23 protein-coding genes and 1 riboswitch are annotated in these 25,710 nt (G+C 74.4%); of the genes, 14 read left to right on the top strand and 9 right to left on the bottom strand.

Annotated elements, in window-relative coordinates:
- Positions 1-69 precede the first annotated feature (69 nt).
- Positions 70-1,284 (top strand): saccharopine dehydrogenase family protein, encoded by a 1,215-nt coding sequence (locus ACZ7BZ_RS01015; protein ID WP_470356488.1) that lies wholly within the window; start codon positions 70-72, stop codon positions 1,282-1,284.
- A 43-nt stretch (positions 1,285-1,327) separates the two neighbouring features.
- On the opposite strand, the gene ACZ7BZ_RS01010 is transcribed toward ACZ7BZ_RS01015, so the two are convergent.
- Complete coding sequence (locus ACZ7BZ_RS01010; RefSeq protein WP_470356487.1) at positions 1,328-1,960, bottom strand: TetR/AcrR family transcriptional regulator; 633 nt, start codon at positions 1,958-1,960, stop codon at positions 1,328-1,330.
- A gap of 209 nt (positions 1,961-2,169) precedes the next feature.
- Here ACZ7BZ_RS01010 and ACZ7BZ_RS01005 point away from each other — a divergent pair, with 209 nt between their 5' ends.
- Positions 2,170-3,906 (top strand): amidase, encoded by a 1,737-nt coding sequence (locus ACZ7BZ_RS01005; protein WP_380455516.1) that lies wholly within the window; start codon positions 2,170-2,172, stop codon positions 3,904-3,906.
- Positions 3,907-4,045: 139 nt separating this feature from the next.
- On the opposite strand, the gene ACZ7BZ_RS01000 is transcribed toward ACZ7BZ_RS01005, so the two are convergent.
- The 4 genes from ACZ7BZ_RS01000 to ACZ7BZ_RS00985 are packed head-to-tail and all read right to left on the bottom strand — an operon-like array spanning position 4,046 to position 7,775.
- Positions 4,046-5,008 carry a 1-phosphofructokinase family hexose kinase gene (locus tag ACZ7BZ_RS01000; protein ID WP_470356486.1) on the bottom strand — a complete coding sequence of 321 codons (963 nt, stop codon included), beginning with the start codon at positions 5,006-5,008 and terminating at the stop codon, positions 4,046-4,048.
- Positions 5,005-5,925 carry an ROK family protein gene (locus tag ACZ7BZ_RS00995; RefSeq protein ID WP_470356485.1) on the bottom strand — a complete coding sequence of 307 codons (921 nt, stop codon included), beginning with the start codon at positions 5,923-5,925 and terminating at the stop codon, positions 5,005-5,007. The genes ACZ7BZ_RS01000 and ACZ7BZ_RS00995 overlap by 4 nt, the downstream gene beginning before the upstream one ends.
- Positions 5,922-6,794, bottom strand: a complete 873-nt coding sequence (locus ACZ7BZ_RS00990; protein ID WP_470356484.1) for an SIS domain-containing protein — start codon at positions 6,792-6,794, stop codon at positions 5,922-5,924. The genes ACZ7BZ_RS00995 and ACZ7BZ_RS00990 overlap by 4 nt, the downstream gene beginning before the upstream one ends.
- Before the next feature lie 54 nt (positions 6,795-6,848).
- A complete protein-coding gene (locus tag ACZ7BZ_RS00985; RefSeq protein WP_470356483.1) occupies positions 6,849-7,775 on the bottom strand; it encodes an ATP-binding protein in 927 nt (308 codons plus the stop codon).
- 309 nt (positions 7,776-8,084) lie between these two features.
- On the opposite strand from ACZ7BZ_RS00985, the gene ACZ7BZ_RS00980 reads away from it, so the two are divergent.
- Positions 8,085-9,656: a sialidase family protein gene (locus tag ACZ7BZ_RS00980; RefSeq protein ID WP_470356482.1), complete on the top strand. Its 1,572-nt coding sequence runs from the start codon at positions 8,085-8,087 to the stop codon at positions 9,654-9,656.
- Between the two features lie 72 nt (positions 9,657-9,728).
- Here ACZ7BZ_RS00980 and ACZ7BZ_RS00975 read toward each other — a convergent pair whose 3' ends face one another.
- Positions 9,729-10,265, bottom strand: coding sequence for a DUF3995 domain-containing protein (locus ACZ7BZ_RS00975; RefSeq protein ID WP_470356481.1), 537 nt, complete (start codon positions 10,263-10,265; stop codon positions 9,729-9,731).
- A gap of 232 nt (positions 10,266-10,497) precedes the next feature.
- Here ACZ7BZ_RS00975 and ACZ7BZ_RS00970 point away from each other — a divergent pair, with 232 nt between their 5' ends.
- Both ACZ7BZ_RS00970 and ACZ7BZ_RS00965 read left to right on the top strand, forming a co-directional pair.
- Positions 10,498-11,004, top strand: a complete 507-nt coding sequence (locus tag ACZ7BZ_RS00970) for an RNA polymerase sigma factor (protein WP_470356480.1) — start codon at positions 10,498-10,500, stop codon at positions 11,002-11,004.
- A 29-nt stretch (positions 11,005-11,033) separates the two neighbouring features.
- Positions 11,034-11,570, top strand: a complete 537-nt coding sequence (locus ACZ7BZ_RS00965; protein WP_470356479.1) for an SRPBCC family protein — start codon at positions 11,034-11,036, stop codon at positions 11,568-11,570.
- Between the two features lie 525 nt (positions 11,571-12,095).
- Here ACZ7BZ_RS00965 and ACZ7BZ_RS00960 read toward each other — a convergent pair.
- Positions 12,096-14,075, bottom strand: a complete 1,980-nt coding sequence (locus ACZ7BZ_RS00960; RefSeq protein ID WP_470356478.1) for an N-acetylmuramoyl-L-alanine amidase — start codon at positions 14,073-14,075, stop codon at positions 12,096-12,098.
- A 236-nt stretch (positions 14,076-14,311) separates the two neighbouring features.
- Here ACZ7BZ_RS00960 and ACZ7BZ_RS00955 point away from each other — a divergent pair, with 236 nt between their 5' ends.
- A complete protein-coding gene (locus ACZ7BZ_RS00955) occupies positions 14,312-14,587 on the top strand; it encodes a hypothetical protein (protein ID WP_470356477.1) in 276 nt (91 codons plus the stop codon).
- A gap of 95 nt (positions 14,588-14,682) precedes the next feature.
- Here the strand turns inward: ACZ7BZ_RS00955 and ACZ7BZ_RS00950 are convergent, their stop codons facing one another.
- The gene (locus tag ACZ7BZ_RS00950) at positions 14,683-15,396 is read right to left on the bottom strand and encodes an IclR family transcriptional regulator (RefSeq protein WP_465743443.1); all 714 of its coding nucleotides are present in this window, start codon (positions 15,394-15,396) and stop codon (positions 14,683-14,685) included.
- A 201-nt stretch (positions 15,397-15,597) separates the two neighbouring features.
- A riboswitch (SAM riboswitch) is annotated at positions 15,598-15,740 on the bottom strand.
- Between the two features lie 128 nt (positions 15,741-15,868).
- Here ACZ7BZ_RS00950 and ACZ7BZ_RS00945 point away from each other — a divergent pair.
- Positions 15,869-16,126, top strand: a complete 258-nt coding sequence (locus tag ACZ7BZ_RS00945; RefSeq protein ID WP_470356476.1) for a hypothetical protein — start codon at positions 15,869-15,871, stop codon at positions 16,124-16,126.
- 70 nt (positions 16,127-16,196) lie between these two features.
- Here ACZ7BZ_RS00945 and ACZ7BZ_RS00940 read toward each other — a convergent pair whose 3' ends face one another.
- Positions 16,197-16,988 carry a class I SAM-dependent methyltransferase gene (locus ACZ7BZ_RS00940; RefSeq protein ID WP_470356475.1) on the bottom strand — a complete coding sequence of 264 codons (792 nt, stop codon included), beginning with the start codon at positions 16,986-16,988 and terminating at the stop codon, positions 16,197-16,199.
- A gap of 278 nt (positions 16,989-17,266) precedes the next feature.
- Between ACZ7BZ_RS00940 and ACZ7BZ_RS00935 the strand changes: the two genes are divergently transcribed.
- From ACZ7BZ_RS00935 to ACZ7BZ_RS00905, 7 genes are read left to right on the top strand one after another with little or no spacing between them, the layout of a single operon-like run.
- Entirely contained in the window at positions 17,267-18,508 is a 1,242-nt protein-coding gene (locus tag ACZ7BZ_RS00935) for a hydroxymethylcytosylglucuronate/cytosylglucuronate synthase (RefSeq protein WP_470356474.1), read from the top strand.
- Between the two features lie 55 nt (positions 18,509-18,563).
- Positions 18,564-19,565 carry a cytosylglucuronate decarboxylase gene (gene blsE, locus ACZ7BZ_RS00930; RefSeq protein WP_470356473.1) on the top strand — a complete coding sequence of 334 codons (1,002 nt, stop codon included), beginning with the start codon at positions 18,564-18,566 and terminating at the stop codon, positions 19,563-19,565.
- Positions 19,553-20,593: a CGA synthase-related protein gene (gene blsF / locus ACZ7BZ_RS00925; RefSeq protein WP_470356472.1), complete on the top strand. Its 1,041-nt coding sequence runs from the start codon at positions 19,553-19,555 to the stop codon at positions 20,591-20,593. The genes blsE and blsF overlap by 13 nt, the downstream gene beginning before the upstream one ends.
- 34 nt (positions 20,594-20,627) lie before the next feature.
- Positions 20,628-21,788, top strand: coding sequence for an arginine 2,3-aminomutase (gene blsG, locus ACZ7BZ_RS00920; RefSeq protein ID WP_470356471.1), 1,161 nt, complete (start codon positions 20,628-20,630; stop codon positions 21,786-21,788).
- Complete coding sequence (locus tag ACZ7BZ_RS00915; protein ID WP_470356470.1) at positions 21,785-22,966, top strand: DegT/DnrJ/EryC1/StrS family aminotransferase; 1,182 nt, start codon at positions 21,785-21,787, stop codon at positions 22,964-22,966. The genes blsG and ACZ7BZ_RS00915 overlap by 4 nt, the downstream gene beginning before the upstream one ends.
- On the top strand, positions 22,963-24,369 hold the full coding sequence (locus ACZ7BZ_RS00910) for an ATP-grasp domain-containing protein (protein WP_470356469.1): 1,407 nt from the start codon (positions 22,963-22,965) through the stop codon (positions 24,367-24,369). Before ACZ7BZ_RS00915 ends, ACZ7BZ_RS00910 begins: the two co-directional genes overlap by 4 nt.
- On the top strand, positions 24,366-25,706 hold the full coding sequence (locus ACZ7BZ_RS00905) for an MFS transporter (protein ID WP_470356468.1): 1,341 nt from the start codon (positions 24,366-24,368) through the stop codon (positions 25,704-25,706). The genes ACZ7BZ_RS00910 and ACZ7BZ_RS00905 overlap by 4 nt, the downstream gene beginning before the upstream one ends.
- Positions 25,707-25,710: the final 4 nt, after the last annotated feature.

Here is a 25,710-nt window from a genome sequence, read left to right as displayed (position 1 = left end):
AGGCCGTTGACACCGTCAGGGCGGGCTCCTAGCGTGGCGCAATCGATTACCCATGAGTAGGGACCGTTGATGGCCGCGCCCCGCCCGTACGACCTCGTCCTGTTCGGTGCCACCGGGTTCACCGGCGGACTCACCGCCGAGTACCTGGCCCGGACCGCCCCTGAGGGGTGCCGCTGGGCCCTGGCCGGGCGGGACGAGGACAGGCTCGCCGCCGTCCGGGCGCGGCTGGCGCGGATCGATCCGCGGTGCGCCGACCTCCCGCTGCTGGTCGCGGACGCCGCCGACCGCGAGGCGCTGCGGGCCGTGGCCGCCCGGGCCCGGGTGGTCATCTCCACGGTCGGGCCGTACCTGCGCTACGGGGAGCCGCTGGTGGCCGCCTGCGCGGAAAGCGGCACCGACTACGTGGACCTCACCGGCGAGCCGGAGTTCGTCGACCGGATGTACCTCCGGCACCACGAGCGGGCGGTGGCCAACGGCGCGCGGCTGGTGCACGCCTGCGGCTTCGACTCGGTGCCGCACGACCTCGGCGTGCTGTTCACCGTCCAGGAGTTGCTGCGCCGGGGCGGACCGGCGGCCCGGGTCTCGACCGAGGGCTTCGTCCGGGTCGGCGGCACCTTCTCGGGCGGCACCTTCGCCTCGGCGATGACGGCCTTCTCCCGGCCCCGCGCGATGGCTCGGGCCGCCCGGGCCCGCCGGGCGGTGGAGCCCCGGCCGAAGGGGCGGCTGGTCCGCACCCCGGTGGGCTTTCCGCACCGGTCCCGGGCGGCCCGGGCCTGGGCGGTACCGATGCCCTCGATCGACCCGCAGGTGGTGTCCCGCTCGGCCGCCGCACTGGCGGAGTACGGCCCCGACTTCGGCTACGTCCACTACGCGGCGGTGCGCCGACTGCCGATCGCCCTGGGCGGCGTCGCCACGGTGGTGGCGCTCGCCCTCGCCGCCCAACTGCCGCTGCTGCGCCGGGCGCTGGGGCGACTGTGGCAGCCGGGTGACGGGCCGTCCGCGGAGCAGCGGGCGCGCTCCTGGTTCGCCGTCCGGTTCGCGGCGCGGGCCCATGACGGGCGGACGGTCCTGACCGAGGTGTCCGGCGGCGATCCCGGCTACCAGGAGACCGCGAAGATGCTGGCCGAGTCGGCGCTCTGCCTCGCGTACGACGATCTGCCGCCGGTGGCGGGGCAGCTGACCACGGCGGTGGCGATGGGCCGCCCGCTGATCGACCGGCTGATCGCCGCCGGCCTCTCCTTCCGGGTGCTGGACACCGCGCCGAAGGCCGCACCCGGCCGGTAGCGGCCGGGGAGAAAGGTAGCGGCGGTCGCCGCACGCCCCGCCGTCACGCCCCGCCGGTCGGCCTGAGTTCGCGTTCCAGCGCCGCGAGCGCGAAGGTGTACGCGGACATCCGCTGCCAGCGCGGCCGCCCGAACATCACGTCCTCGGACAGCCCGTTGAGCATGGCCACCGACCTGATGACGAACTCGGGAAGGTCCACCTCGGCGAACTGTCCCAGCGCCCGGCCCTCCAGGATGACGGCCTCCAGGCGTTCCTCCCAGGCGTCGGAGAGCGCGGTGAGGACGTTCCGTCCCTCGTCGTCATGGCGCTGGGCCAGGACCTGCGTCCACAGCGCGTAGCGTTCGTCGCCCGGCTGGCGGGGCAGGTAGAAGCGGACGTACAGCGCCAGCTTCTCGGCGGGGGACGCGGCCCCGGCCGCGGCCTGCTGGAACCGCGCCCCGAGGTCCGCCTCGCTCCACACCAGGACTTCGAGCAGCAGGCGGTCCTTCTTCCCGAAGTGGTACAGGATGTGCCCGGTGCTCATGCCGGCCCGCTCGGCGATGTCGGACATCCGCACGGCCGCGGCGCCCTTCTCGGCGATGGCACTGATGGCGGCCCGCATCGCCCGGTCCCGCGCCCCGTCGCCGCTGGGCGTGGCCAGCAGGCGCGGCGGCCGCGCGGGCTGGGGCTCCGACATCGCCATGTCCTCGTCTCGCTCTCACCGTCTCGACTGCCCAGACCGGCTCGACCAGCTCGGCCGTCTCGCTTCTGGGCATCTAGATCGCTAGTCTAGACTGAAAATCTAGTCAGCGAGACTGGGGGCCGCACGCCCGCACGATCGCCCGCACGATCGGCCGGACGACCAGCGGTCCGCCCGGCCCACCCGAACAGCCAGGAGGCATCCGCATGACGCGGGGATTCGACGTCGTGGAGACCAACATCGCCGACCTGCGCGCGGCGCTGGAGAAGGGCGAGACCACCGCGGTCGGGCTGCTCGACGCCTACCTCGCCCGGATCGACGCGTACGACCGGCCGGGCACTCCCACCGCGCTCAACGCGATGGTGGTGATGAACCCGAACGCCCGCGCCGAGGCAGAGGCCTCCGACGCCCGCCGCGCCCGCGGCGAGACGCTCGGCCCGCTGGACGGCATCCCGTACACCGCCAAGGACAGCTACCTCGCCGAGGGCCTGACCGCCGCGGCCGGTTCGCCGGCCTTCGAGCACCTCGTCGCCCAGCGCGACGCCTTCGCCATCGAGCGGCTGCGGGCCGGCGGCGCCGTCCTGATCGGCCTGACCAACATGCCGCCGATGGCCAACGGCGGCATGCAGCGCGGTGTGTACGGCCGCGCCGAGAGCCCGTACAGCGCCGACTGGCTCACCAGCGCCTACGGCTCCGGCTCCTCCAACGGCTCGGGCACCGCGACGGCCGCCTCCTTCGGCGCCTTCGGCCTCGGCGAGGAGACCTGGTCCTCGGGCCGGGCGCCCGCGTCCAACAACGCGCTGTGCGCCTACACCCCCAGCCGCGGCGTGATCTCGGTACGCGGCAACTGGCCGCTGGTGCCGACGATGGACGTGGTCGTCCCGCACACCCGCACCATGGCCGACCTGTTCGAGCTGCTCGACGTCATCGTGGCCGACGACCCGGAGACCCGCGGCGACCTGTGGCGCGCCCAGCCGTGGGTGGCACTGCCCGCGGCCTCGCAGGTCCGCCCCGCCTCCTACCCGGCGCTCGCACCCGCCGACCCGGCCGCGGCCCGCGCCGCGCTGGCCGGCAAGCGCGTCGGCGTCCCCCGGATGTACATCAACGCCGACCCCGAGGCCGGCACCAACCCCGAGGGCGGTATCGGCGGCCAGACCGGCCGGCGGATCGACACCCGCCCCTCGGTGATCGAGCTGTGGAACGCCGCCCGCCGCGACCTGGAGGCGGCCGGCGCCGAGGTGGTCGAGGTCGACTTCCCGGTGGTGTCCAACTACGAGGCCGACCGCCCCGGCGCGCCCTCGCTGTTCACCCGTGGCCTGGTTGGCCGCGACTTCCTCACCGTCGAGATCGAGGACCTCTCCGCCTGGGCCTGGGACGACTTCCTGCGCGCCAACGGTGACCCGCGGCTCGCCACCCTGACCGAGGTCGACGGCGCCCTCATCTTCCCCAAGCAGGAGGGTGAACTCCCGGACCGCTACGAGGGCTTCGACGACGCCATCGGCGAGTACCCGCGCTTCGTCCGCGAGCGCCCGTACGCCTCCTTCACCGACATGCCGCACCTCGAGGAGGGGCTGCGCGCGCTGGAGGAGACCCGCCGGGTCGACCTGGAGCTGTGGATGGACGAACTGCGCCTGGACGCCGTGGTGTTCCCCACCGTCGCCGACGTGGGGCCGGCCGACATGGACGTCTCCGAGGCCTCCGCCGAGCTGGGCTGGCGCAACGGCGTCTGGGTCGCCAACGGCAACCTGGTCCCCCGCCACCTCGGCATCCCGACGGTCACCGTGCCCATGGGCACCATGGCGGACATCGGCATGCCGGTCGGGCTGACCTTCGCGGGCCGCGCCTACGACGACAACGCCCTGCTGACCCTCGCCGCCTCCTTCGAGGCGACGGGCGACCGCCGGACGGTCCCGCCGCGCACCCCGCGCCTGCCCGCCGAGTGACCTGACGGCGCGCGGCACCACCGAGCGCGGTGCCGCGCGCCGTCGCGCCCATCCCTCCGGGCGGCCTCAGGCCGGATGACGTCGAAGGCGCCGACGCCGTGCCGGCCGAGGGCGGCCGGTCCGACGATCGAGCCGGTGGCTACGAGGGGCATGGTGCTCCTTGAGCGGAGGAGGGCGGGGGTGCCGGGTGCACCGGCCGGACCGTCACCTCGCCCAGCAGCCGCTGGTGGTCGGCCGGGGCGAAGCTGCCGGCGAGCGGGGCGAGGACGGTCGCCGCGGCCAGGGCCACGGCGTGGGCCAGGCGTTCGGGCCAGGGGGTGCCGGCCACCAGGCCCGCGGTGAGGGCGGCGACGACGGAGTCGCCGGCCCCGGTCGGGTTGCCGCGCACCCGCTGCGGGGGCCGGGCCCGCCAGTCGCCCTCGGGGCTGCTGAGCAGCAGCCCGCCGGGGCCGAGGGAGACGGCCACTGCCCGGGCACCGGCCGCACGCAGCTTGCGGGCCCCGGCGAGCGGGGCGACCGGGCCCGCGGTGGCGACGAGTTCGGCCGCGTTGGGCTTGACGAGCGCCGGACCGGCGGCCAGTCCCGCGAGCAGCGCCGGACCCTCCGCGTCCAGCACGGCGGGGACGCCCGCGTCGACCGCGAGGGCGACGAGGGTCCCGTACGCGTCCGGCGGGACGCCGGGGGGCAGCGAGCCGGACAGCACGACCGCCTCCGCGGTGCGCAGCAGTCGGCGGTACCGGGCAGTGAACCGGGACCATTCGTCGCTGCTGACGACGGGCCCCGGTTCCAGGAAGACGGTCGCGTCGCCGGCCGACTCCTCGACGACCGTCACGGTGCGCCGGGTCGTCCCCCCGATCGGGACGAACTCCTCGCGCAGCCCGGCCTCGGCCAGGTCGGCCCGCAGCAGGTGTCCGGTGGCACCGCCCGCGAAGCCGGTGGCGACGGCGTCGTGGCCGAGAGCGGCGAGCACCCGGGCGACGTTCACCCCCTTGCCTCCGGCCCGCTCGGCCACCGTCGTGACCCGGTTGCTGCCGTGCCGGGCCACCCGGTCCAGGTGGTAGGTGGTGTCGACGGCCGCGTTGAGCGTGACGGTGAAGATCACCGGGCACCTCCGGGGGCCAGGTCGAGGGCGAGCAGCGCGGCGCCCAGGCTGCCGGCCCGGTGGCCGAGTTCGGCCCGTACCAGGTTCGGCGGGGGCCGGAAGGTCAGCCGCTCGGCGAGTGCCCGGCGGAGCGGGCCGAGCAGGTCCTCGCCGGCCCGGGCCAGGCCGCCGCCGACGACGACCCGTTCCGGGTCGAGTAGGCTGGTGGCGGCGGCCAGTCCGTCGGCGAGCGCGTCGACCGCCTCGGCCCAGACCCGTACGGCCGCCTCCTCGCCGGCGCGCAGCTCCCGGTGCACGTCCTGGGCGGTGGCCGCGGGACGGCCCGTGCGGCGGGCGTACCGGCGGGCGACGGCGGCGGCCGAGGCGACGGTCTCCAGGCAGCCCCGGTTGCCGCAGGCGCAGTGCTCACCGCCGGGCCGGACGACCAAGTGGCCGAGTTCCCCGGCCGCGCCGAGTGCGCCGGTGACGGGCCGGCCCTGGTGCAGGACGGCGGCGGCGATGCCGGTGCCGACCGGGACGAAGAGGAAGGAGTCGCTGTCGCGGCCCGCCCCGAGCAGTGCCTCCGCCAAGCCGCCGGCCCGGACGTCGTGCCCGAACGCGACCGGCAGGCCGAGGTGTTCGGTCAGCCACGGACGGATCGGGACGTCGTACCAGCCCAGGTTGACGGCGCGCAGGACCGTCCCGGTGCGCTCGTCGACCACTCCGGGGACGACGATCCCGGCCGCCACCGGCGGGGTGTCCGCCCGGCGGGCGGCGTCGGCCAGTTCGCCGGCGCAGTCGAGGACGGTGTCGATGACGGCTCCGGGGCCCCGGTCGGCGCGGGTGAGCCAGCGTTCGGACCGGAGCACGGCGCCGTCCTCGGCCACGACGGCGCCCTTGATCTCGGTGCCGCCGACGTCCACGGCGACGACGGTCACGGCTGGGTGAGGATGATCGAGCGGGTCAGGTTGCGCGGCCTGTCGGGGTCGACGCCCCGGGCGTCGGCCAGCGCGACGGCGAGCCGCTGGGCGCGGATCAGTTCGGCCAGCGGGTCCAGGTCGGAGTGCACGACGGTCGCTCCGGTCGCCCGGACCTGGTCGAGCAGTCCGGCCGGCGGCTCGCCGAGGAACCAGACGACCCGGCCGGGGGCGCTGATGCTGACCGGGCCGTGCCGGTACTCCATGGCCGCGTAGGACTCGGTCCAACTGCCCGATGCCTCGCGGACCTTGAGGGCCGCCTCGTGGGCGAGGCCGGTGGTCCAGCCGGTGCCGAGGAAGGTGAACTGCTCGGCGGTGACCACGCCCTCGGGCAGGTCGCGGCGGAGCGCGAGCCGGGCCTGCTCGGGCAGTTCGGCGGTGGCGAGGCCGAGGTGGCCGCGCAGCAGGGCGAGGGAGGTGGTTGCGAACCGGGTCTGCACCACGGACTTCTCGTCCGCGAAGGAGAGGTCGACGATCGTGTCGGCCGCGCCGGTGACCGGGGTGTCGAGGTCGCCGGTGATCGCGGTCGTCGGGGTTTCCGAGGTGCGCCGGAGGGCGTCTAGCACCTCGGTCGTGGTGCCGGAGCGGGTGATCGCGAGCACCCGGTCGTAGCGGCGGGCCCGCGGGAAGGCGGAGGCGGCGAAGGCGTCGGTCTCGCCGAGGCCCGCGTCCTCGCGCAGGGCCGCGTAGGACTGCGCGATGTAGAGGGAGGTGCCGCAGCCCAGGACGGCTACCCGCTCACCGGGGCGGGGCAGGCCTTCGGGCTTCGCTTCCAGTGCCCGCGACCAGCATGCGGGCTGGCTGGCGATCTCCACGGCGACGTGTGACATGAAAACTCCTGCGCAAAGTTGCAGTGTTCTGCTTGAAGATGAGCACAACATAGACTAATCAATCAGAAATGAACACAGGCCCTCGACTGGCCCCAACCGCACCAGCCAACCGCGCAGTCGGTCGCCGAGCGTGTCGCTCGGAGAGCAGCATCCGCTTGGGGTACACCCGGTGCGCGGCCGGGACGGCCGGGTTGGTCGGGTTGGTCGGGACGGCAGGACGAAGACCACGCCGCGCAGGCCCGCCTCGGCCGCGGCCACGTCGACCACGTCGAAAGGCATGAAGCCGAAGACCTCCTTGCGGCATGCCTCCAAGCGGGCCCGGCGGCCCGGCTCGCCCTCGCCCTCGCCCTCGGGGCGGTCCCAGGGGGCGGGGCCTCCGGTGACCGGGGCACCGTCCACGGTGACCGGGTGCGGGAGGCGGGCGCCGTAGTGGGTGACCCGTTCGGTCACCGCCCGGCGGGTGAGCAGGTGCTCGCAGCCGGGCCGGGGCCGCAGGGTGACGGTGGTGCCGGTCTCCGGGCGCTGCTCGCCGGCGGGCGCGGGCTCCACCGAGTAGGCGCCGTCCGAGCGCCCGTGCCAGCGCACGGTGGGCCGGCCGGCCCGGCGAGTGGTGACCCCGGAGACCATGAAGCAGGACAGCAGGCCGATGCCGAACCGGCCCGTGAACTCGTGCCGGGCGAAGCCGAGGTCGTCGCGCTTGGAGCTGCGCCCGATCGTCGCCGGCAACTCGTGCACCTGCGCCTCGTCGAGGCCGATGCCGTTGTCGCTGACGGTCAGCGAGCCGTCGCCGGTCGCGTCACTGGACGTGATCTCGATCCGCGCGTCCGGCGACGCCGCGCCCGCGTCGCCCGACTGCCGGGCCGTGATCGCGTCCACGGCGTTCTGCGGCAGCTCGCGGACGTACACCTGCGGGCTGGTGCACAGGTGGTGGCTCAGGAGGTCGACGATCCCGCGCAGGTCGACGCGAAAGGTCCGGCTCAACGGACTCTCCCGGTTCGTGTCGGGAGCACCTGGAACGGGGGGTGCGACACCGCGGCCGAATATCCGCGCGAGCGGCGGCTGGGCGGTCGAACGACTGGGCGGCAATCCGACGGTGAGGGGATCACCGCAGGTCAGCGACCTGGTGATGGCCAATGGTTCGGACAGGGTAAGGAGCGCGCGCGGATCGTTGGCGCGCCCCCCGAGGCTGGATAGACTCGCCCGCCCGACCGGACGTCAGCTCCCGGCCGGCACCGGAGCGACGCCACACCACCCCGCAGGCACCTCCCGCCGACGACCATGGGGGTCTCCATGCAGTTCCGCACCAGGACGTCACTCGCCACCGCGGCCCTCGTCCTCGCCGCCCTCACCGGCGGCACCCCGGCCGGCGCGACCACCGCCGGCGCGCCGCTCGCCCTGATCTCACCCGGGGATCCGTACGCCGCCTGCAACCTCGCCGCCGACGGCCCCGGCACCAACTCCCCGGCGGCCGAGGACGAACCGTACGCCGCCGCCAACCCGCTCGACCCGACCAACGCGATCACCATCTACCAGCAGGACCGATGGTCCAACGGCGGCGCCCGGGGCCTGAGTTCGAGCTACACAACGGACGGCGTGCACTTCACCCAGACCGCCCTGCCGTTCACCCACTGCGCGCCGGGCGGGCTGGCCTACCAGCGGGCCTCCGACGGCTGGGTGAGCTTCGGCCCGGACGGCACCGCCTACGCCAGCGCCCTGGTCTTCGACGCCACCACACCGCGCGGCGCCGTGGCCGCCGCCACCTCGACCGACGGCGGGCGCAGCTGGCAGCACGTCACCGAGCTGATCGCCGACGACGACCCGGCGATCACCGACGACAAGAACGCCGTCACCGCCGACCCGGTGCACCCGGGCGTCGCCTACCAGGTCTGGGACCGGGTGGACCAGGCCGCCGGCCCGACGCCGGTCTTCGACGGACCGGGCTACCTCTCCGTCACCCGTGACCACGGCCGCACCTGGTCCCCGGCGAAGCCCTTCGTGATCACCGGCACGACGCCGAACACCCAGACCATCGGCAACCAGATCGTGGTCGATCCGCGGACCGACACCCTCTACGACTTCTTCGACTGGATCACCTTCACCGACGCCACCGCCACGACGGTCAGCGATGTGCACTTCGGCATGGTCAGCTCCACCGACCAGGGCCGTACTTGGAGCCGACCGGTCCGGGTGGCCGCCGACACCTCCGTCCCCGAGGTCGACCCGAACGCGCCGGCCGACGCCTCCAAGTCCCTCCGGGCCGGCGCCGGCCTGCCGAGCGTGGCCATCGACCCGACGTCCGGCGAGCTCTACCTCGCCTACGAGGGCTCGGAGTTCACCGGCGGCCGGTACGACGCGATCCAGCTGGTGCACTCCACGGACGGCGGCCGGACCTGGAGCGGTCCGACCCGGCTCAACCAGGCCCCCGGCTCCCCGGCGTTCACCCCGTCCATCACCGTGACCGCCGACGGCACCGTCGCCGTCAGCTACTACGACCTGCGCTACCTCACCCCGGGCAACACCACCACCCTGCCCACCGCCGCCTGGCTGCTCAGCTTCCCGCGCGGCGGCGAGGACAGCCCGGTCGAGCGGCAGATCACACCGGTCTTCGACTGGCTCCAGGCGCCCGACGCCGGGGGGCACTTCCTCGGCGACTACCAGGCGCTGATCAACGACGGCCGCCAGGTGCGCCCGGTGCTGGTGACCGCCAACAGCGCCGCCCCGCTGAACTCCACCGACGTGTACAGCGGCCGGTTCCAGCCCGGCACCCTGCGCAGCCCGGCCGCCGGCGTGCCGAGCGCACCGGACGCGCACGCCGCGGCGCCCACCACCACCGCGCGCGCCGTCCAGCACCTGCGGCGCTGAGCCGCCGCACCCGGCGGACGGACGGTGTCCTGCGGCCCGTGGAGCCGCGGGGCGCCGTCCTCGTTCGGGAGGTCAGGCCCGCACCGTCCGGGGCCGGTCCACGGGGGCGACCACCGCCGCCGGGTCCGCCGCCGAGAGCTGCCAGGCGGCCCGGCCGAGCAGCAGGCAGAGCGGGGTGTACACCAGCAGGTTGAGCCAGTAGAAGGTGTCCCCCGGGTCCGCCCAGGCACCGGTCACCCAGACGAGTCCGGCCGCGCCGCGGGCGAGCAGTCCGGCGGCCACCGCCCGGCTCGCCCAGCGCGGCAGGACGGCGGGCAGCCGGGCGGCCAGGGCCGGCAGCCGTCCGCCCTGAGCCAGCACCAGCGCGGCGCCGGAGAGGAGCGTCCCGGCGAGCGGCACCAGGACCTGCGGGGTGAACGGCACCTGGGCGTTGAGCACCAGCTGGGAGAGCCGGACGGTGCCGTCCACCGGCCAGGTCCGTCCGGTGGCCCAGTAGAGGTGGACCAGACCGTCCACCGCCAGCACCGCGCCGACCGCGGCGGCCCTGCCGCGGTTCCTCGTCGACTTCCCCGTCGAGTGCGTCGTTGCCGTCTTCGTTTCCGTCTTCATCGCCGTCTTCATCCCAGCCTTCATTGCCGTCTTCATCCCAGCCTTCATTGCCGTCACCTCGCGGAGTGTCAGGGCGCTTGGACACCCGGAGGAGCCCCCCGCCCGCCGATCCGTTCCTGTGACGAGGAACACTGCCGCCGGACGGAAACCGCGTGGAACCTTTCGCCCTCCCGCGGCCTCCCTCCACGGACCCCCTCGTTTGCCCGTCGACGGAGAGAGCGGAGAGCGCACCATGCAGGAGCCACCGCCCGGCCTTGCCGAGCTGGTCCGGGCCGCCCAGGGCGGCGACCAACTCGCGGTCGGCCGGCTGCTGGACCTGCTCACCCCGTACGTCCGCCGGCTCTGCGGCCCGATCGCCCTGGAGGACGGCGCGGACGCGACCCAGGAGGCGCTCATCGTGGTCTTCCGCAAGCTGCGCCAACTGGAGGAACCGGCCGCCCTGTTCGGCTGGGTGCGGGCCATCGCCGTCCGGGAGGCCGTGCGGTACGCCACCCGGGCGGCGCGCTCGCGGCCCGCCGAACTCGGCGAGGTGCCCGCGCCCGGCGACCCCCAACTCGGCGCGGACATCCGCGACGTGCTGTCCCGGCTCTCCCCCGAGCACCGCGCGGTGCTGCTGATGCGCGACCTGGAGGGCCTCGACGAACGACAGACCGCGGCGCTGCTCGCGGTCGCTCCCGGCACGGTCAAGTCCCGGCTCTCCAGGGCCCGGCTCAGTTTCCGAAAGGCGTGGCAGCAGTGACCGGTACCCCGACGCCGAAGGAGCCGCAGATGCCTCTGGTCCCTCCTGTGCCACAAGAGCCGAACGAGCCCCAGGAGCCCCAGTGGCCCGTCGCCGGCTTCGACCCGGTCCGGCGGCTGCACGTGATCGCCGCGACCGCGCCCGGATCGGCGCGGATCGGCGAGACCGTCCTGGACGCGCCGTTCGAACGGGTCTGGGCCCTCGCCCAGGACCTGGAGCGCACGATGCCGCTCTGGATCCCGGACGTCCGCACGGTACGGCTCTCCGCTTCCGAGCGGGCCGACGGCGCGCTGCTCCGAACCGCCTCGCTACAGGCCCGGATCCACGGCCGTTCCCGCCTCCGGGCCACCTTCGGCATCGACCTCGCCCCCGGCTGGTGCCTGATGCAGAGCCGCCTGGTCCTCGGCGGGATGGCGGCCCGCCCGGAGTCCGACCGCACCACCCGCTTCGCCTTCCTCGGCGGCCTGACCTTCCCCGGGGCGCGCCTGCTCGCCCCCGCGCTGCGCCCGTTCACCGGGGATCCGCTCGCCCGGTTCGCCGCCCTGCTGGAGGAGGCCGGGGCGTAACACCCACCACGACCACCGGACCGGCCCCGCGACCCGTCGCACCTCTCGTTCCTCGGCTTCCACCCGCTGGCCGGCCGTGGACAGGATGCCGTTGACGAGGGCGTCGACGTTCCGGCCTCGGGTCGATGCCCGAAGGTCGTGGGGCCGTGCGATCCGACCGGCATTCCAGGCCCTGTCCGCTCGCTCCGCTCCGCCTCCCAAGGGAGTTGACGATGGCCCCCTGTCTTGGGGCATGCGCGTTCTTGCCGCCTCCGCCGTCGCCGCGACGGTGGTCCTCACCCGGGCGGGAACCGCCGCCCTCCCCGCAGCCGCCCTCCCCACTACGACCCGTCCCACCGTGGCCCGCCCGTGGCCGGTCCGGACCGTCCGGACCGCCGGGGTTACCGCATCGTGGACCTCCGCACCCTCCTGAACGCGCCGGCCCCGTAGCCCCGCCGGGCCGGTCGTGGCCACCGTCCCACGGCCGGCCCCGCTCCGGCTCACCCCGCCGGCCTGCTCCGTCCCACCACCGGCCCCTGTTCCCGCTCACCCCACCCCCGCAGCGGGCGGGAGCACCTGGACGTCGGCGGCCCGCAGGAACGCGAGCCGGTGGTTGAAGCGGATGGTGTAGTAGGTGTCCTGACCGACCACCAGGGTCCGGTCGTTCGGCACGCTCCCGTCGATGGTGCGTTGCTGGAAGAAGTCGGCGGGCCGGGGCGTGCCGTCGACCGCGACGTACGCCTGACCGGCGGCGATGGACGCCCGCAGCGCCACCACCGGAAGCGGCCCGATGCCCGGGTACGGGGCGTACGCGGACGCCTCGGGGTAGGCACGGCCGTACACCGGGACCGTCTCCAACCCCGGTCTCGGCGCGAGCAGCGTTCGAACGGTTCCCCCGGGGCCGGACGGCGCGGCGGGCCACCGGTCGCGGCGGGTCCGGCGGCCACCCGGGTCGAGGAACCAGCACTTCTGCCCGTCGTACCAGATCGCCGTCCAGTCCCCCGTCCGGTCGGCGACCACGTAGCTGGCGCCGGTGACCGCCGTGTCGCTCCAGTCGTCGAGCGCGGTGCTCCCGCCGTTGACCAGCGGGGCATCGGCGGACGGTCCCGTGTGCAGCCGGACGATGGTGCGCGGCTCGCCGTTCGCGACCGGTGCGGACGGTGCGGACGGTGCGGACGGTGCGACCGGTGCGGATGGTCGGCCGGTCTCCTCGGTGGCCGAGGCGATGGTCACGGTGTCGCCAGGGCGCGGCGGACCCTGGTCGGGGCTCGTCGGGAGCGCCGCGCCGAGCAACTCCAGGTAGTGGTCCCAGTCCCAGAAGGGGCCCGGGTCCGTGTGCATGCCGGACACCGCCTCCTGGGTCGGCGCCGGGACCTCCTCGTGGCCGATGACGTGCTGCCGGTCCAGCGGGATCCCGAACCGCTCCGCCAGGTAGCGCACCAGCTCAGCGGAGGAGCGGTAGAGCTGCTCCGAGTACCAGGTCGGGCGGTCGGTGGGGAGTGCGAAGCCCTCGTGCTCGATCCCGATGCTGTGCATGTTGACGGTCTTGTTGCCCGAGTGCCAGGCGATGTCCCGCGTGCGCACCAGCTGCGCGACATGGCCGTCGGAGGCGCGCACGAGGTAGTGCGCGCTGACCTGCTCGCGCGGGTCCTGGAAGGTGTCCACCGCCGAGGTGTAGCTGCCCTCGGTGTCGTGCACCACGATGTGGCGGATCTGCAGACCGTCCGCCGGCCGGTCGACCGGGTTGTAGTTCCCGTACGAGGAAGGGTCCTTGGGATCGATCAACGCGTACGCGGCGGGCACGAACTCGCAGTCGAGGTGTTCGGGGCACTCGGCGGCCGGCCCGGCGGCTCGGCGCGACGGCGGTCGGGTCCGCTCCGGCGGCACGAGGTCCGGGTCGGCGGCCAGCCGAATCCGGGCGCCCTCGGCGGTGGTCCGCGCCGCGCCCGTGCGCATGGTCTCGAACACCCGGTCGGCGAGCAGACCGCCGCCGCCGCCGTCGCCGCCGCCGTCCGCTCCCCCGTCGGCCGGGGCGCCCCTCCCGAAGGCCGTCACCGCCCCGTACCAGTCGCCCGGCCCGCCGCCTGCCGAGCCTGCGCGGGTGCGCCGGAACGACGCCAGCAGGGCGGCGCCGCCGCGGAGGTTCTGCAGGGTGTCGCGCCTCAACTCCTCGGCCGGGCGGCCGATCAGCGCGGCCGCGGCGCGCAGCGTGTGCAGCGCGGGCGAGTCCTTGCCCCGGGCTGCCGCGAGGTCGACGTCGGTCAGGCCCAGGACCCCGTAGTTCCCCGTGGTGCTCGGCCTGCCCTGGTGGGACTCCCAGCGGCTCTCCTGGTAGGCCAGCGCCAGGAGCACCCCCACCGGCACTCCGAACTCCGCTGCCGCCGAGGCGAATTGCTCCTGCAATCGGATCTGTCGGCCGTCGCCCGGCACTTCGTGGGCCGCGCCCGATGCGACCTGCGGGGCCGCGCAGACGGTGGCGAGCAAGGCGGACAGGACGCCCAGGACGGGTCTCACGATGACAGTCACCACTCCGGTTTCAGCGGACCCTGAAGCTGCGCAGCACGCCGTAGTGCTCGCCGCCCGGGCCCAGGACGAGGGTCTGATGGGCGCAGTCCGCCCGGTCGTGCAGTCGGTTCTGCGGGCGAGGACGCCCAGTGTGCCGGCCCCGACCGGGCGCCGGGGGGCTGACCTCACCCGCGCTCCGGTGACCCCCAGATTTCTAACACGCGGCCGCGCCCCGCGGAGGCCCGCGGTGTCCCCGCGTGTCGGTCCTGGACGGCAGCCCCGGTGCGCCCGCATCTGCAACCACGGCTGGCCCCGTCCGCGCCAACCCCGGCACCGACGTGATCGTGGACCGGGTGCTCACCGGGGCCCGGACCGGCTCGATCGTCCTCAACCACGACGGCTTCCTCACACCCGAGTTCGTCCCGGCCCCGGGCGGACCGGCCGACCGCTCCCATACCGCCGAGGCCGTCCACCACTACCTGCCGCGGCTCCGCACGGCCGGCTACCGGTTCACCGTCCCCGGGGACTCCTGACACCCGCCTGACCGCCGCAGCGGAGCGGTGCACCGCAGTGCGGGACCACGGCGCACCGTCGCACTATGGCAGGTCGCAGCTCGCAGGTCGGCAGATCAGGGGCGGCGCAGCGCCTCGCTCAGCTGGCCGGCCGCCTCGACCACCGCCTGGGAGAGGCGGGCGCCGGGGTGCCGGGTGAGCCGTTCGATCGGGCCCGAGACGGAGACGGCGGCCACCACCCGCCCGCCCGGACCGCGCACGGGCGCGGCGACGGAGGCGACGCCGGGCTCGCGCTCGCCGACGGCCTGGGCCCAGCCCCGGCGCCGGACCCCGCTGAGGGCGGTGGCGGTGAAACGGGCGCCCTGGAGCCCCCGGTGGAGGCGCTCGGGCTCCTCCCAGGCGAGCAGCACCTGGGCGGCGGACCCGGCCTTCATCGGCAGGGCCAGGCCGACCGGAACGGTGTCGCGCAGGCCGAAGAGGCGCTCGGCCGCCGCCACGCAGACCCGGACCTCGCCCTGCCGGCGGTAGAGCTGGGCGGTCTCACCGGTGACGTCGCGCAGCTGGGTGAGGATCGGGCCGGCGGCGGTCAGCAGGTGGTCCTCACCCGCGGCCACCGACAGCTCGGTGAGCCGCGGCCCGAGGACGAACCGGCCCTGCAGGTCACGCCCGAGCAGGCGGTGGTGTTCCAGTGCGACGGCGATCCGGTGGGCGGTCGGCCGGGCCAGGCCGGTGGCGTCGACCAGGCCGGCCAGGGTGGCCGGTCCGGCCTCCAGGGTGCCGAGGATCGAGGTGATCTTGTCGAGCACGCCGACACCGCTCGTGTTCTCCATGGACGGGTACTCCAGTCTCAGATCCCGTGGCCGTGGATGGGTTCGGCTCACGGGCGCTCCGGTGGGGGGGTGGGAGCGGGGCGGTCAGCGAGGAGGGGCCTGCGAAGCGGGCCGATTGCCTGCGCCGGACACGAGATGGGTACGCGAAAGGGCCGGGGCGGGAAGCGCCCGGACGAAGGACAGCACAGAGAGCACCGTGTCTCCTCATCTTCCCCGCGCCACGTTGGCGACAGGCCGGAGTTGGCACTGACCCCGAACGGCACGGCGCGTACTTCGGACGCCGGGTCGAACGGGGAGTTGCCGGGGCTTCGTAGGGCCGGTCCCTCCACCCCTCTGGATGATTCGCGGAGAACCATACAAGATTTCCGGGGCATCCCGCCAAACCTTTCCCGCACCTCCACACCCGGAACCCCAGGGACCGACGCACCGGGACCGGTCGGCGGGGTGGCCGGGACGCGGAAGAATACGACGGGTGACCAGCACTCAGCCGCCTCCCCGGGGCCTCACCGCCCTGATCCCCGACGCCCGCGCCAGGGCCACGCCCGGTGAACGGGCCGCCTCCCAACTCCTGCACCTGCGCGAGGCGACCGTGCCGGTTCCGGTCCTCGCCGCGGCCGCCGAGCTGATCGCCCCTCAGCTGCAGGACCCCGACCCGGCCACCCGCGCGGCCGCCACCGCCGTGCACACCCGCCTGCTCGCTGCCATCGAGGACGCCGGGCCGGGCCGGTAGACCCTGCCAGGCCCGGTGACCGCCACCCGACCGAGCGACACCGGTCCCCGGGCCCGCCGGGCCCGGGGGCTCAGGGCAGGGCGCCCGACGCGCGCCGAACGGTGAGCATGTCCTGGGTGTGGCCGATCGCGTAGCTGCCGTCGGGCTGGGCGAAGTGCTCCCGGACGTAGGCGGTGAGGGCGGCCCGGGTGGGGAGGGGGTCCAGGGCGGCGAGGTCGGCGACGTTGACCATGAACTCGGCGACGTCGACGGCCTCGGCGAGGTGGGGCGTGCGGTAGTGGAGGTCGAGGGTCTCCAAGGCGTAGCTGTGGGCCGGGCGGTGGGCGCGCAGGCCGTCGAGGAGGGCGCTCAGGTCGTAGCGCACGCCGGTGAAGTGGGCGGCCATCCTCATGCAGGGGCTCTCGGGGTTCTGCAGGACGACCAGCAGGGTTCCGCCGGGGGCCGTCCACTCGATGGCGCGGGTGACGGTGGGGAGCCAGTCGGGCTCCGGGACGTAGTAGAGCACGTGGGAGAGGTGGACCAGGTCGGCCGGCTCGGACGGCTCGGCGCGGTCCAGCGGTTCGGGGAGGACGACGGCGCCCGGGCAGGCGGCACCGAGCTTCTCCCGCATGGCGGCGCTCGGTTCCACGGCGATCGTGCGGTCGAAGTACCGGGCCAGGTGGGCGGTGGTGCGGCCGTCGCCGGCGCCGAGGTCCAGCAGGACCCGGCGGTGCGGGAGAGCGGTGGCGACCTCGGTCAGCCTGGCGTGGGTGCGGGGCTTCTCGTCGGTGCCGGCGAGGAAGAGGTCGAAGGCCCGCCGGTAGTCGGTGCCGGAGGTCTCCAGCACGCGGACCGGATCGGTGTCGTCCGCCAACTGTTCCATCTGGTGCCCCTCCTGGGGATCGATACGGCCGAGGTGCGGATTTGGATGGGCGCCCATTGCAGCCCGCCGCCTCGACCATCGGGCGCAGGCACGTTCCTGCCCGCGTGTTGCGCGTACATCAGATTGACTGCCCGTCGTCAATTCACCGAAGACCAATTTCACCTAGTGGGGTGGTTAGCTTCCGTTTTTCCGTAGGTAGTCGAACCGACCCACGATCTCAGGCCTGGTACGAATACGGAACGACAGGAAATCAGGAACGGGCGGGGGAGTTGGTACGGATGACGACGAGAACGACGTCAACGACGGCGAGGACGGAGACCCGGACGGTCGCCGTGGCCGGGGTCGAGTTCGGCTGGGGCAGTTCCGGCAAGCTGAGCGCGGTGCTGTCCGCCCTCCGGGGCCGCGACGGCGACCGGCTGAGATTCATCGGGCTGGCCTCGGGGCTGGGCAGGCCGGTGCTCGCCGAGCACCCGGTGGAGCGCTGGTTCGACCTGCCGGAGCACCGGTCGGCGGAGGAACTGACCCGGATCGTCCGGACGCAGCGCGTGCAGGCGGCGCTGGTGGTGCTGGACGGCGGCCTGGCGAAGGCGCTTCGGGCCTGCGGGGTCCCGGTGGTGTTCGTGGACAGCCTGCCGTTCCTCTGGACGGACGGCGACCGCCCCGACCTCCCGCTGGACACCGAGGTCTACTGCGCCCAGCGGTGCGTGGCGCTGCCGCCGGAGGGTGCCCGGGTGCTGGCCGATGTCCACCGGCTCCGCTGGGTGGACGCCGTGATCGCCGACGGCGGAGCCGCCCGCGGCAGCCCGCCGACACCCCGCCCCCGGCGCGCCCTGCTCAGCCTCGGCGGGCTGCGCGCACCCCAACTCACCGACTGGGCCAGCTATCCCCAGCTCGTGCTGCCCGCGGCCCTGGAGGCACTCACCGCCAGCGGGGTCAGCGAGGTCCACATCGCGGGCAACCTGCCCGCCTGGCTGGCCGCGCAGCTGGTGGACTCCTGCGCCCACCCGGCCACCACCACCGTCGGCGCCCTGCCCCACGAGGAGTTCCTGCGCCGCCTCGCCGAGTGCGACGTCCTGCTCACCTCCCCCGGCCTCACCACCCTGCTGGAGGCGGGCCGGCTCGGGACACCCACCATCTGTCTGCCCCCGCAGAACCTCAGCCAGATCTTCAACGGCCGCTTCCACAGCCAGGCGCTGGGCACCGACACCCGCGTGCGCTGGCCGAAGGAGGTGTTCGACGAGGACGAGGCGCTGGCACTGCGCGCCCACGGCGAGGGCAAGGCCCTCGACGTGATCTACGGCGGCATCGCCCGCGCCGCAGACCTCGGCCGCCACCGGGCGGCGACGCCCGTACGGGAGGCCCTGGTCGAGCAGCTCGGGCGCCTGGCCACCGACCATCCCGGCACCGACTGGACGGCGCTGACCAGCGCGGTCGGCACGGCCGGCGCGGAGCAGGTCGCCGACGCCCTGGTCCGGCTGCTGGCCGAACAGCCCCCGGGGGCCGCCGATCCGGTCCGCTGATGTGCCCGTGCCACCGACGGAATCGATCCCAGACGGAAAGGCCCCAGGTGTCCTCGTGTCCCCCACCACGCATCCGCGCCCGCGCTACCTGTTCATCCGCATCCTCGAAGCCTGCAACGCCGACTGCTTCATGTGCGACTTCGCACTCTCCCGCGACACCTTCCGCTTCTCCTCCACCGACTTCGCCGAACTGCTGCCGAAAGCCCGCGCGGCCGGAGTCGCGTACATCCGGTTCACCGGCGGCGAACCGCTGATGCACCCGGAGGTGGTAGCGCTGGTCCGGGCCGGCACCGAAGCCGGGATGAAGATGTCGGTCATCACCAACGGCTCCCTCCTCCCCAAGTACGCCAAGGACCTCTCGGCGGCCGGGCTGGCCCAGGTGATCGTCAGCCTGGACGGCTCCTCGGCCGAGACCCATGACATCTACCGCCGCTCCCCCGGCATGTTCGAGGCCGGACTGCGCGGGCTGCGGCTGGCCGCCGAACTCGGCGTGCTGCCCCGCGTCAACACCGTGGTCGGGCCGCACAACTACACCGAAATGCCAGCCCTCCAGCGGGTGTTGACGGACGCCGGGGTCCGCCAGTGGGAGCTGTCGGCGCTCAAGCTGGACCGCACCATCCGCTACCCCGACCCGGACCACGTGCGCGCCGTCTGCGACCCGCTGTACCGGGCCGACCCGGCGGCCGTCCTGGTCCCGATGGGCAAGCGCTTCTACGGGGACACCCCCGAGGAGCAGTGGCAGTACTTCGAGGACTCCACCCCGCCCCGGGCCTCGCTGCCGCTCTGCCACGTCACCGACGACGTGATCTACATCGACGGCAAGCGCGGCCGGATGCACGCCTGCAGCTGCATCCCGCACCGGGACGACGGCGATGGCCTGGGCGGCGCACCGCTGCGCGAGGGCGGGGTCATCCTGCTGGACACCCCCGCCTTCCGGACCCACGCGGACCACTTCCGCGACCGCGGCCCGCAGGTGTGCAGCGGCTGTTCGACCACGGCGGCCGGCTACAGCGACGACGTCGCCCGACTGGGGACGGTGACGCCGTGGCAGTACTGACCGGCGGCCGCGCCGTCCTGCTCACCTGCCGCGAGGAGCAGCTGGACTCCCTGCTCGCGCTGCGCCGGATCGCCGCCCACCTCGGGGACCTCCCCCGACTCGGGCGCGAGGACGCCCGGCAGCCCGACGCCCGGCGGCCGGGTGCCGCCCTGGTCTGCGACGACGAGGCGGCCACCGCCCACCTCGTCCGCCTCGGGGTGCCGGTGCTGCACCTGTCCTCGGCCCCGTTCACCGCCGCCGGCCCGCCCGGTGCCCTCGCCCGCGCCCACTGGCCCGACTGGCTGGACCGCCCGCCCGGCGTCCGCCCGACCGGCCTGCTCGCCCCGACCAGGCTGACCCGCAACCGCGACCGGCGCGGTGCCCTGCTGCTGCTCTCGCTCTGGGGCGTCCCCGTGGCGGAGGCGGAGTCCTTCACCGCCGACCGGCTGCCGGCCCTGATCGACGAAGCCGTCCGCCGCACCGGCTGCTGCACCGTCGTCTGCGACACCGCGCTCGACCTGGTCCGCGCCGCGGCCACCGGCCGGCCCGGGGCGAGCGTCGCCCGCGCCGCCGACACCAACGTCGACGCCCGGCACGCCGAATCCGAACTCCTTCTCGCCTCCCCCACCATGGCCGCGCTGGCGCTGGCCCGCGCCCGCCGCGCCCCGCTCTCCTTCCTGCCCCCGCTCGGCCCCGCCCAGCGGGCCCTGGCCGGGCAGCTCGCCCGGCTCGTCCCTATCCCGACCCTCGACCAGACGGGCCTGACGGCACCGCCGCCCCCGACGCCTCCTGCGGGCCCGACGGCCCCAGCCGACCTGGTGAACCCAGTCGGCCGGACCGGCTCAACGGCACCGGTCGGCCCAACGGCACCGGCCACCTCAACGACACCGGCCGCCCCGGCCGGTCCCGCCCACCCGGCCGGTCCCGCCGTCTGGCTGCCGCCCTCACCCGAGGTCCAGTGGGCCCCGCTCGGCCCGGAGCTGGACGACCTGCGCGGCGCCCAGGCCGTCGCCCGTACCGTCCGCCAACTGCTGCTCGCGCCGCTCTAGTCGCCCGACACCCGCCTCCCCGTACGGAGCCACCGTGTCCCACACCGCCCGAACCGAACGAAACCTCAGCACCGTCGAGCCCCAGCCCACCCCCGCCGAATGGGACGACTGGCGCTGGCACATGCGCAAGCGCATCAACACCGCCGAGAAGGCCAGGCAGTGGATCAACCTGACCGCCGACGAGGAGCGCGCCATCGCCGGGGTGGCCGGCCGCTACCGCTGGAGCATCACCCCGTACTACGCCTCCCTGATGGACCGGGACGACCCGCTCTGCCCGGTCCGCCAGCAGGCCGTCCCGGCCGCCGAGGAGCTGCTGGAGTTCCCGGGCGCCGAGGTGGACCCGGTCGGCGACACCCTCTACCGGCGGACCAACCGGGTGGTGCACAAGTACCCGGACCGGGTGGTCCTGCTGGTCACCGAGGCCTGCCCGGTCTACTGCCGGCACTGCACCCGCAAGTTCCACACCACCGACCTCGAGGGCAGCTACTTCCGCGACGACGAGGGCGGCGCCTACGACGAGGACCTGCGTTACATCGCCGATCACCCGGAGATCCGGGACGTGCTGCTCACCGGCGGGGACCCGCTCTCCTACCAGGACGGCCGGCTGGAGGAGATCATCGCCGGCCTGCGGGCGATCCCCAGCGTCGAGATCATCCGGATCGGCTCCCGCTTCCCCGTCCTGCTCCCCCAGCGGATCACCGACGAGCTGTGCACCATGCTCGCCCGCTACCACCCGGTCTGGCTGAACACCCACTTCAACCACCCCAAGGAGATCACCCCCGAGTCCGCCGCCGCCGTCGACCGGCTGCTGCGCCACGGCATCCCGGTCGGCAACCAGACCGTGCTGCTGCGCGGCATCAACGACGACGTGCCCACCATGCGCCGGCTGATGACCGAGCTGCTGCGGATCCGGGTGCGGCCGTACTACCTGTACCACTGCGACAACGTCACCGGTGTCGCGCACTTCATGACCTCCGTCGAGAAGGGCTGGGAGATCATGGACGGCCTCCTGGGCCACATCACCGGATTCGGCGTGCCGCAGTACGTCCTGACCACGAAGATCGGCAAGATCCCGGTCTCCCGTCCCTCCTTCACCGAGACGCCCGACGGCGGGCTGCTGCTGCACAACTTCCGCGGCCAGCAGCTGCGCGTCGACGCCGCCACGCACCCGATCACGGAGGCCGACGCCCGATGACGCTCCACGACCGCCAAGGCCAGCGCTTCCTCCCGTACGGCGCCAACTACCTCGACTGGCAGGACATGGCGGAGCTGCGGGAGGTGATCGACCACCAGGTGCTGTTCCGCTACCAGACCGAGCAGGAGAGCATGGCCTCCCGGCTGGAGCGTCTGGTGAGCGAACGCCTCGGCGTCGCCCGCACCCTGGCCGTGCACAACTGCACCGAGGCGCTGCGGCTGGCACTGATCTCCACCCGCCCCTCGGTCGGCGACCTGGTGTACATCCCGGCGGTCACCTTCGTCGCGGTGGCCGGCGCGGTGCTCTCCTGCGGGCTGATCCCGGTCCTGGTGGACGCCGACGAGTCGTTGTCGATGGACCGCACCCTCCTCCCGGCGGACGCCCGGCGGGTCGTCGTGGCCCACATGGAGGGCTCGGTCGCCGCCCTTCCCGAGAACGTGCCGTACGTCATCGAGGACTGCGCGCAGACCCTCGGCGGGCGCTTCCCCGACGGCCGGGAGGCCGGCACGGCGGGCTACGCCGGGGTGTACAGCTTCCACCACAACAAGGTGCTCACCTCCGGCGAGGGCGGGCTGGTGGTCAGCCACGACGAGCAGGCCTGGGCGGCGATGCGCTGCTACCACGACCACGGCTCGGCGCGCGTTCCCGGCCGCTACCCGACCTGGGACCAGGACGCCTACTACGGCGAGAACTTCGTCACCAGCGAGGAGGTCGCCGCGATCCAGTGCCAGCAGTTCCGGCACCTGGACGAGGTGCTGGCCGGCCTGGAGCGGATGTACGGCCTGGCGATGGAGGCCCTGCCCAACCGCACCGACCTCCAGGTGCTCCCGCGCGCCCGGGGCGACGTCAAGGTCAGCCTGCGGTTCCGCTGCGAGTCCCGCGAACTGCGCGACGCCGCGGTGGCCGCCCTCACCGCCGAGGGCATCGCCAACTGGACGCTGGGCAAGTACCTGCTGCCCGAGCACCCGGTGCTGACCGGCCGCCGCTCGCTGTACGCCGACGGCTTCCCGTGGAACCTCGCCCCCGAGGGCCGGCCGCTGGCGCTCAGCCAGGACGGCTTCGCCCGCACCCGCGACCTGCTGGAGCGCACCCTGTGCGTGCCGCTGTCCCCCGAACTGCCGCAGGAGCAGCAGGCCGTGGCGGTCAAGGCGATCCGGCGCGTGCTGGAGGCGGTGTGAACACGAACCCCGCGAACCCCGCGACCGCAGCACCCTCCGCACGCGGCGCCCCGTCCGAGGCGCCGGTACTGCTCCTGGTGGACGACCGGCCGTCCTCCTTCACCCGGTACGCGGCCCGCACCCTCCCGGAGCACCTGGTGCTGCTCCGCTTCGAGGAGCTGCGCGGCGACCTCTCCGAGGACCACCTGCGCCGCACCGCGCACCTGCCCGCCTTCTGGGTGCGCGCCGACGTGCCCCTGGCCCGGGAGGCGGCGCGCTACCGCGCGTGGGCGGACGGACTGCCCGTAGCGCCGACCACCTTCTGCAACCCGAGCGAGCCCCGCCAGGCCCTCGCCCACCGCTTCGCCGAGCTGGCCGGGCTGCCGCACCTGAGCAGCCGGCAGGTCACCTGGGTGCGCGACAAGGCCGAGATGAAGCAGCGCTTCCGTGAACTTGGCCTGCGAACCGCCGAGTTCACGCGGGTCCGGACGGCCGCCGAGATCAACCGGTTCGCCACCGCGCACGGCTGGCCGCTGGTGCTCAAGCCGGTGGACTCCTTCGCCTGCGTGGACACCCACCGGCTGGACGGCCCCGGGTCACTGGTCGGCATCGACCTCACCTCCCGGGACTGGATGGTCGAGCAGTTCCTCAGGGGCACCGAGTGGGAGGTCTGCGCGATCATCCACCGGGGCGAGGTGCTGGACGCCTGGCCGAGCGCCATGCCCTGCCGCCCGCTGGACATCGTGGACGGCGCGATGAACGCCAACATCAGCGTCGGCACGGACGAGGCCCCGCCGGTCGACCTGCGCGCCCTGGTGCAGCGGATCGTCACCGGCATGGGCATCGACCACGGATACGCGCACATGGAGTTCTTCCTGATCGACGGCCGGCTCTACGCCGGGGAGATCGGCCTGCGGCTGGCCGGCTGCGAGATCCCGGCCAACCACGGGCACGCGTACGGCTTCGACGTCTTCGGCGCCACCCTGGACGTCTACCGGGGCATCCGCCCGGCCCTCGAGTACCGCCGCCGCCAGTGCGCCGGGGACCTCCTGCTGCCGCTACCGGGCTCCGGGACGGTCCGGCGGATCACTCCGACGGAGGAACTGCTGCGTGTCCCCGGGGTGGTCGAGGCCGTTCTCAAGGTGGGTGTCGGCGACGCGGTGTCCGCCCGGCGGGCCTCACACAACGCCTCGGGGTACGTCCATGTGGTCGGCGCCTCGATCGAGGAGGTGGAACGGCGGATGCGCGAGGTGCTCGGCGCGTTCACCATCGAGCTCGGCCCGGCGACGGACGGCCCGGCGACGGACGGCCCGGCGGCCGAGGGCGCTACGGCCGAGGGCCCGGCCCGGAGCGGCACAGCCGACGGCGACGCGGTCCCGGGCGGCGGCGCAGCCGGGAGCCCGGCGATGGAAGGCGCCCGGTGAGCGACACTCCGACCGACGGGACCGCACCCGCTCCCACCCCGCCGAGCCCGCCGGCCCCGGCGGGCGACACCCTGGCCCGCCGCCTCGGCGCCCTGCTGCACCGCCCCCACGTCCCGGCCGTGGCCGGGTGGAGCGTGGTGTCCCGGCTACCGGTCTACCTGATGTCGCTGGCCACCGTCCTGGTGGTGCGCGAGCAGGGCGGCAGTTTCGCCCAGGCCGGGCTGACCAGCGCGCTGTACACCGCCGGGATGGCGGCCGGCGGTCCGCTGGTCGCCCGGCGGCTGGACCGCACCGGGCGCCGGCCCGTACTGCTCGCCACCGGCCTGCTCTACCCGACGGCCCTCACCGCGTTCGCCTGGGCCACCAGGCCGGGCAGTTGGGCCCAGCTGGTCGTCGTCGCCCTGGCCGGGATCGCCCTGCCGCCCGCCAACGCCTGCATGCGCTCGCTCTGGGCCCGCCTCCCGCTGGCCGACACCGAGCGGGACACCGCCTACCTGTGGGAGGCGGTCCTCGCCGAGGTGCTGGTGATCGGGGCGCCACTGATGCTGGCCGCGCTGATGCTGGCCGGATCCGCCGCGCTGGCGTTGACCGTCGTGGCGGCGCTCGGCGGCACCGGCGCGCTCGGCCTGGCCCTGGTCCGGCTGCCCAGCGGGACGGACCCCGCGCCCTCCACCGGGCGCCGCGACCTGCTCGGCCCGCTGCGCAGCCCGGCCATGCTGGCGCTGACCGCCGTGATGGCGGCCTGCGCGGTGCCGATCGGGCTGCTCACCCTGGCCATCCCGGCCTTCGTCTCCGCCCACGGGTCCCCCGGCGGCACCGGCGCGGTCTACGCCTGCTGGGGCGTGGGCAGTGCGCTGGGCGCCGTCTGGCTGGGCCGCTCCCAGTCCGACGTCCCGGCGCCGGTGCGCTTCCCGCGCCTGGTGCTGGCGTACGCACTGGGCACCGGTCTGACCCTGGCCGCCACCTCCCAGCCGCTCCTGGCGCTGGCGCTGGCGGTCGGCGGCGCGCCGATCGCGCTGGTGTCGGCGGTCGAGATGACCCTGGTCGGCGCGGTGGCGGACGGCCGTTCGCTGGCGGAGGCCTTCACCTGGGCCTCACTGGCCACAGTGCTGGGCGACGCGGCGGGCCAGCAGACCGGAGGGCTACTGGTGGAGCCACTCGGGCCGCGCGGGGTGTTCGCGGTCGCCTTCGGCACGGCGCTGGCGGCGGCCGTCCTGGCCTTCGCCTGCCGCCCGCTGCTCTCCCGCACGACCGCCACCACCGCCACCACCGCCGGGGCCGACGCCGACGCACCCGCACCGGTGGGAGCCGCCCCCGAGCCGGAGCGCACCACCTGACCAT

The sequence above is a fragment of the Kitasatospora sp. NPDC036934 genome (assembly GCF_055608425.1).
Note: the sequence above shows the minus strand (reverse complement) of the source record. Positions and strands in the feature narration are given on the sequence as shown.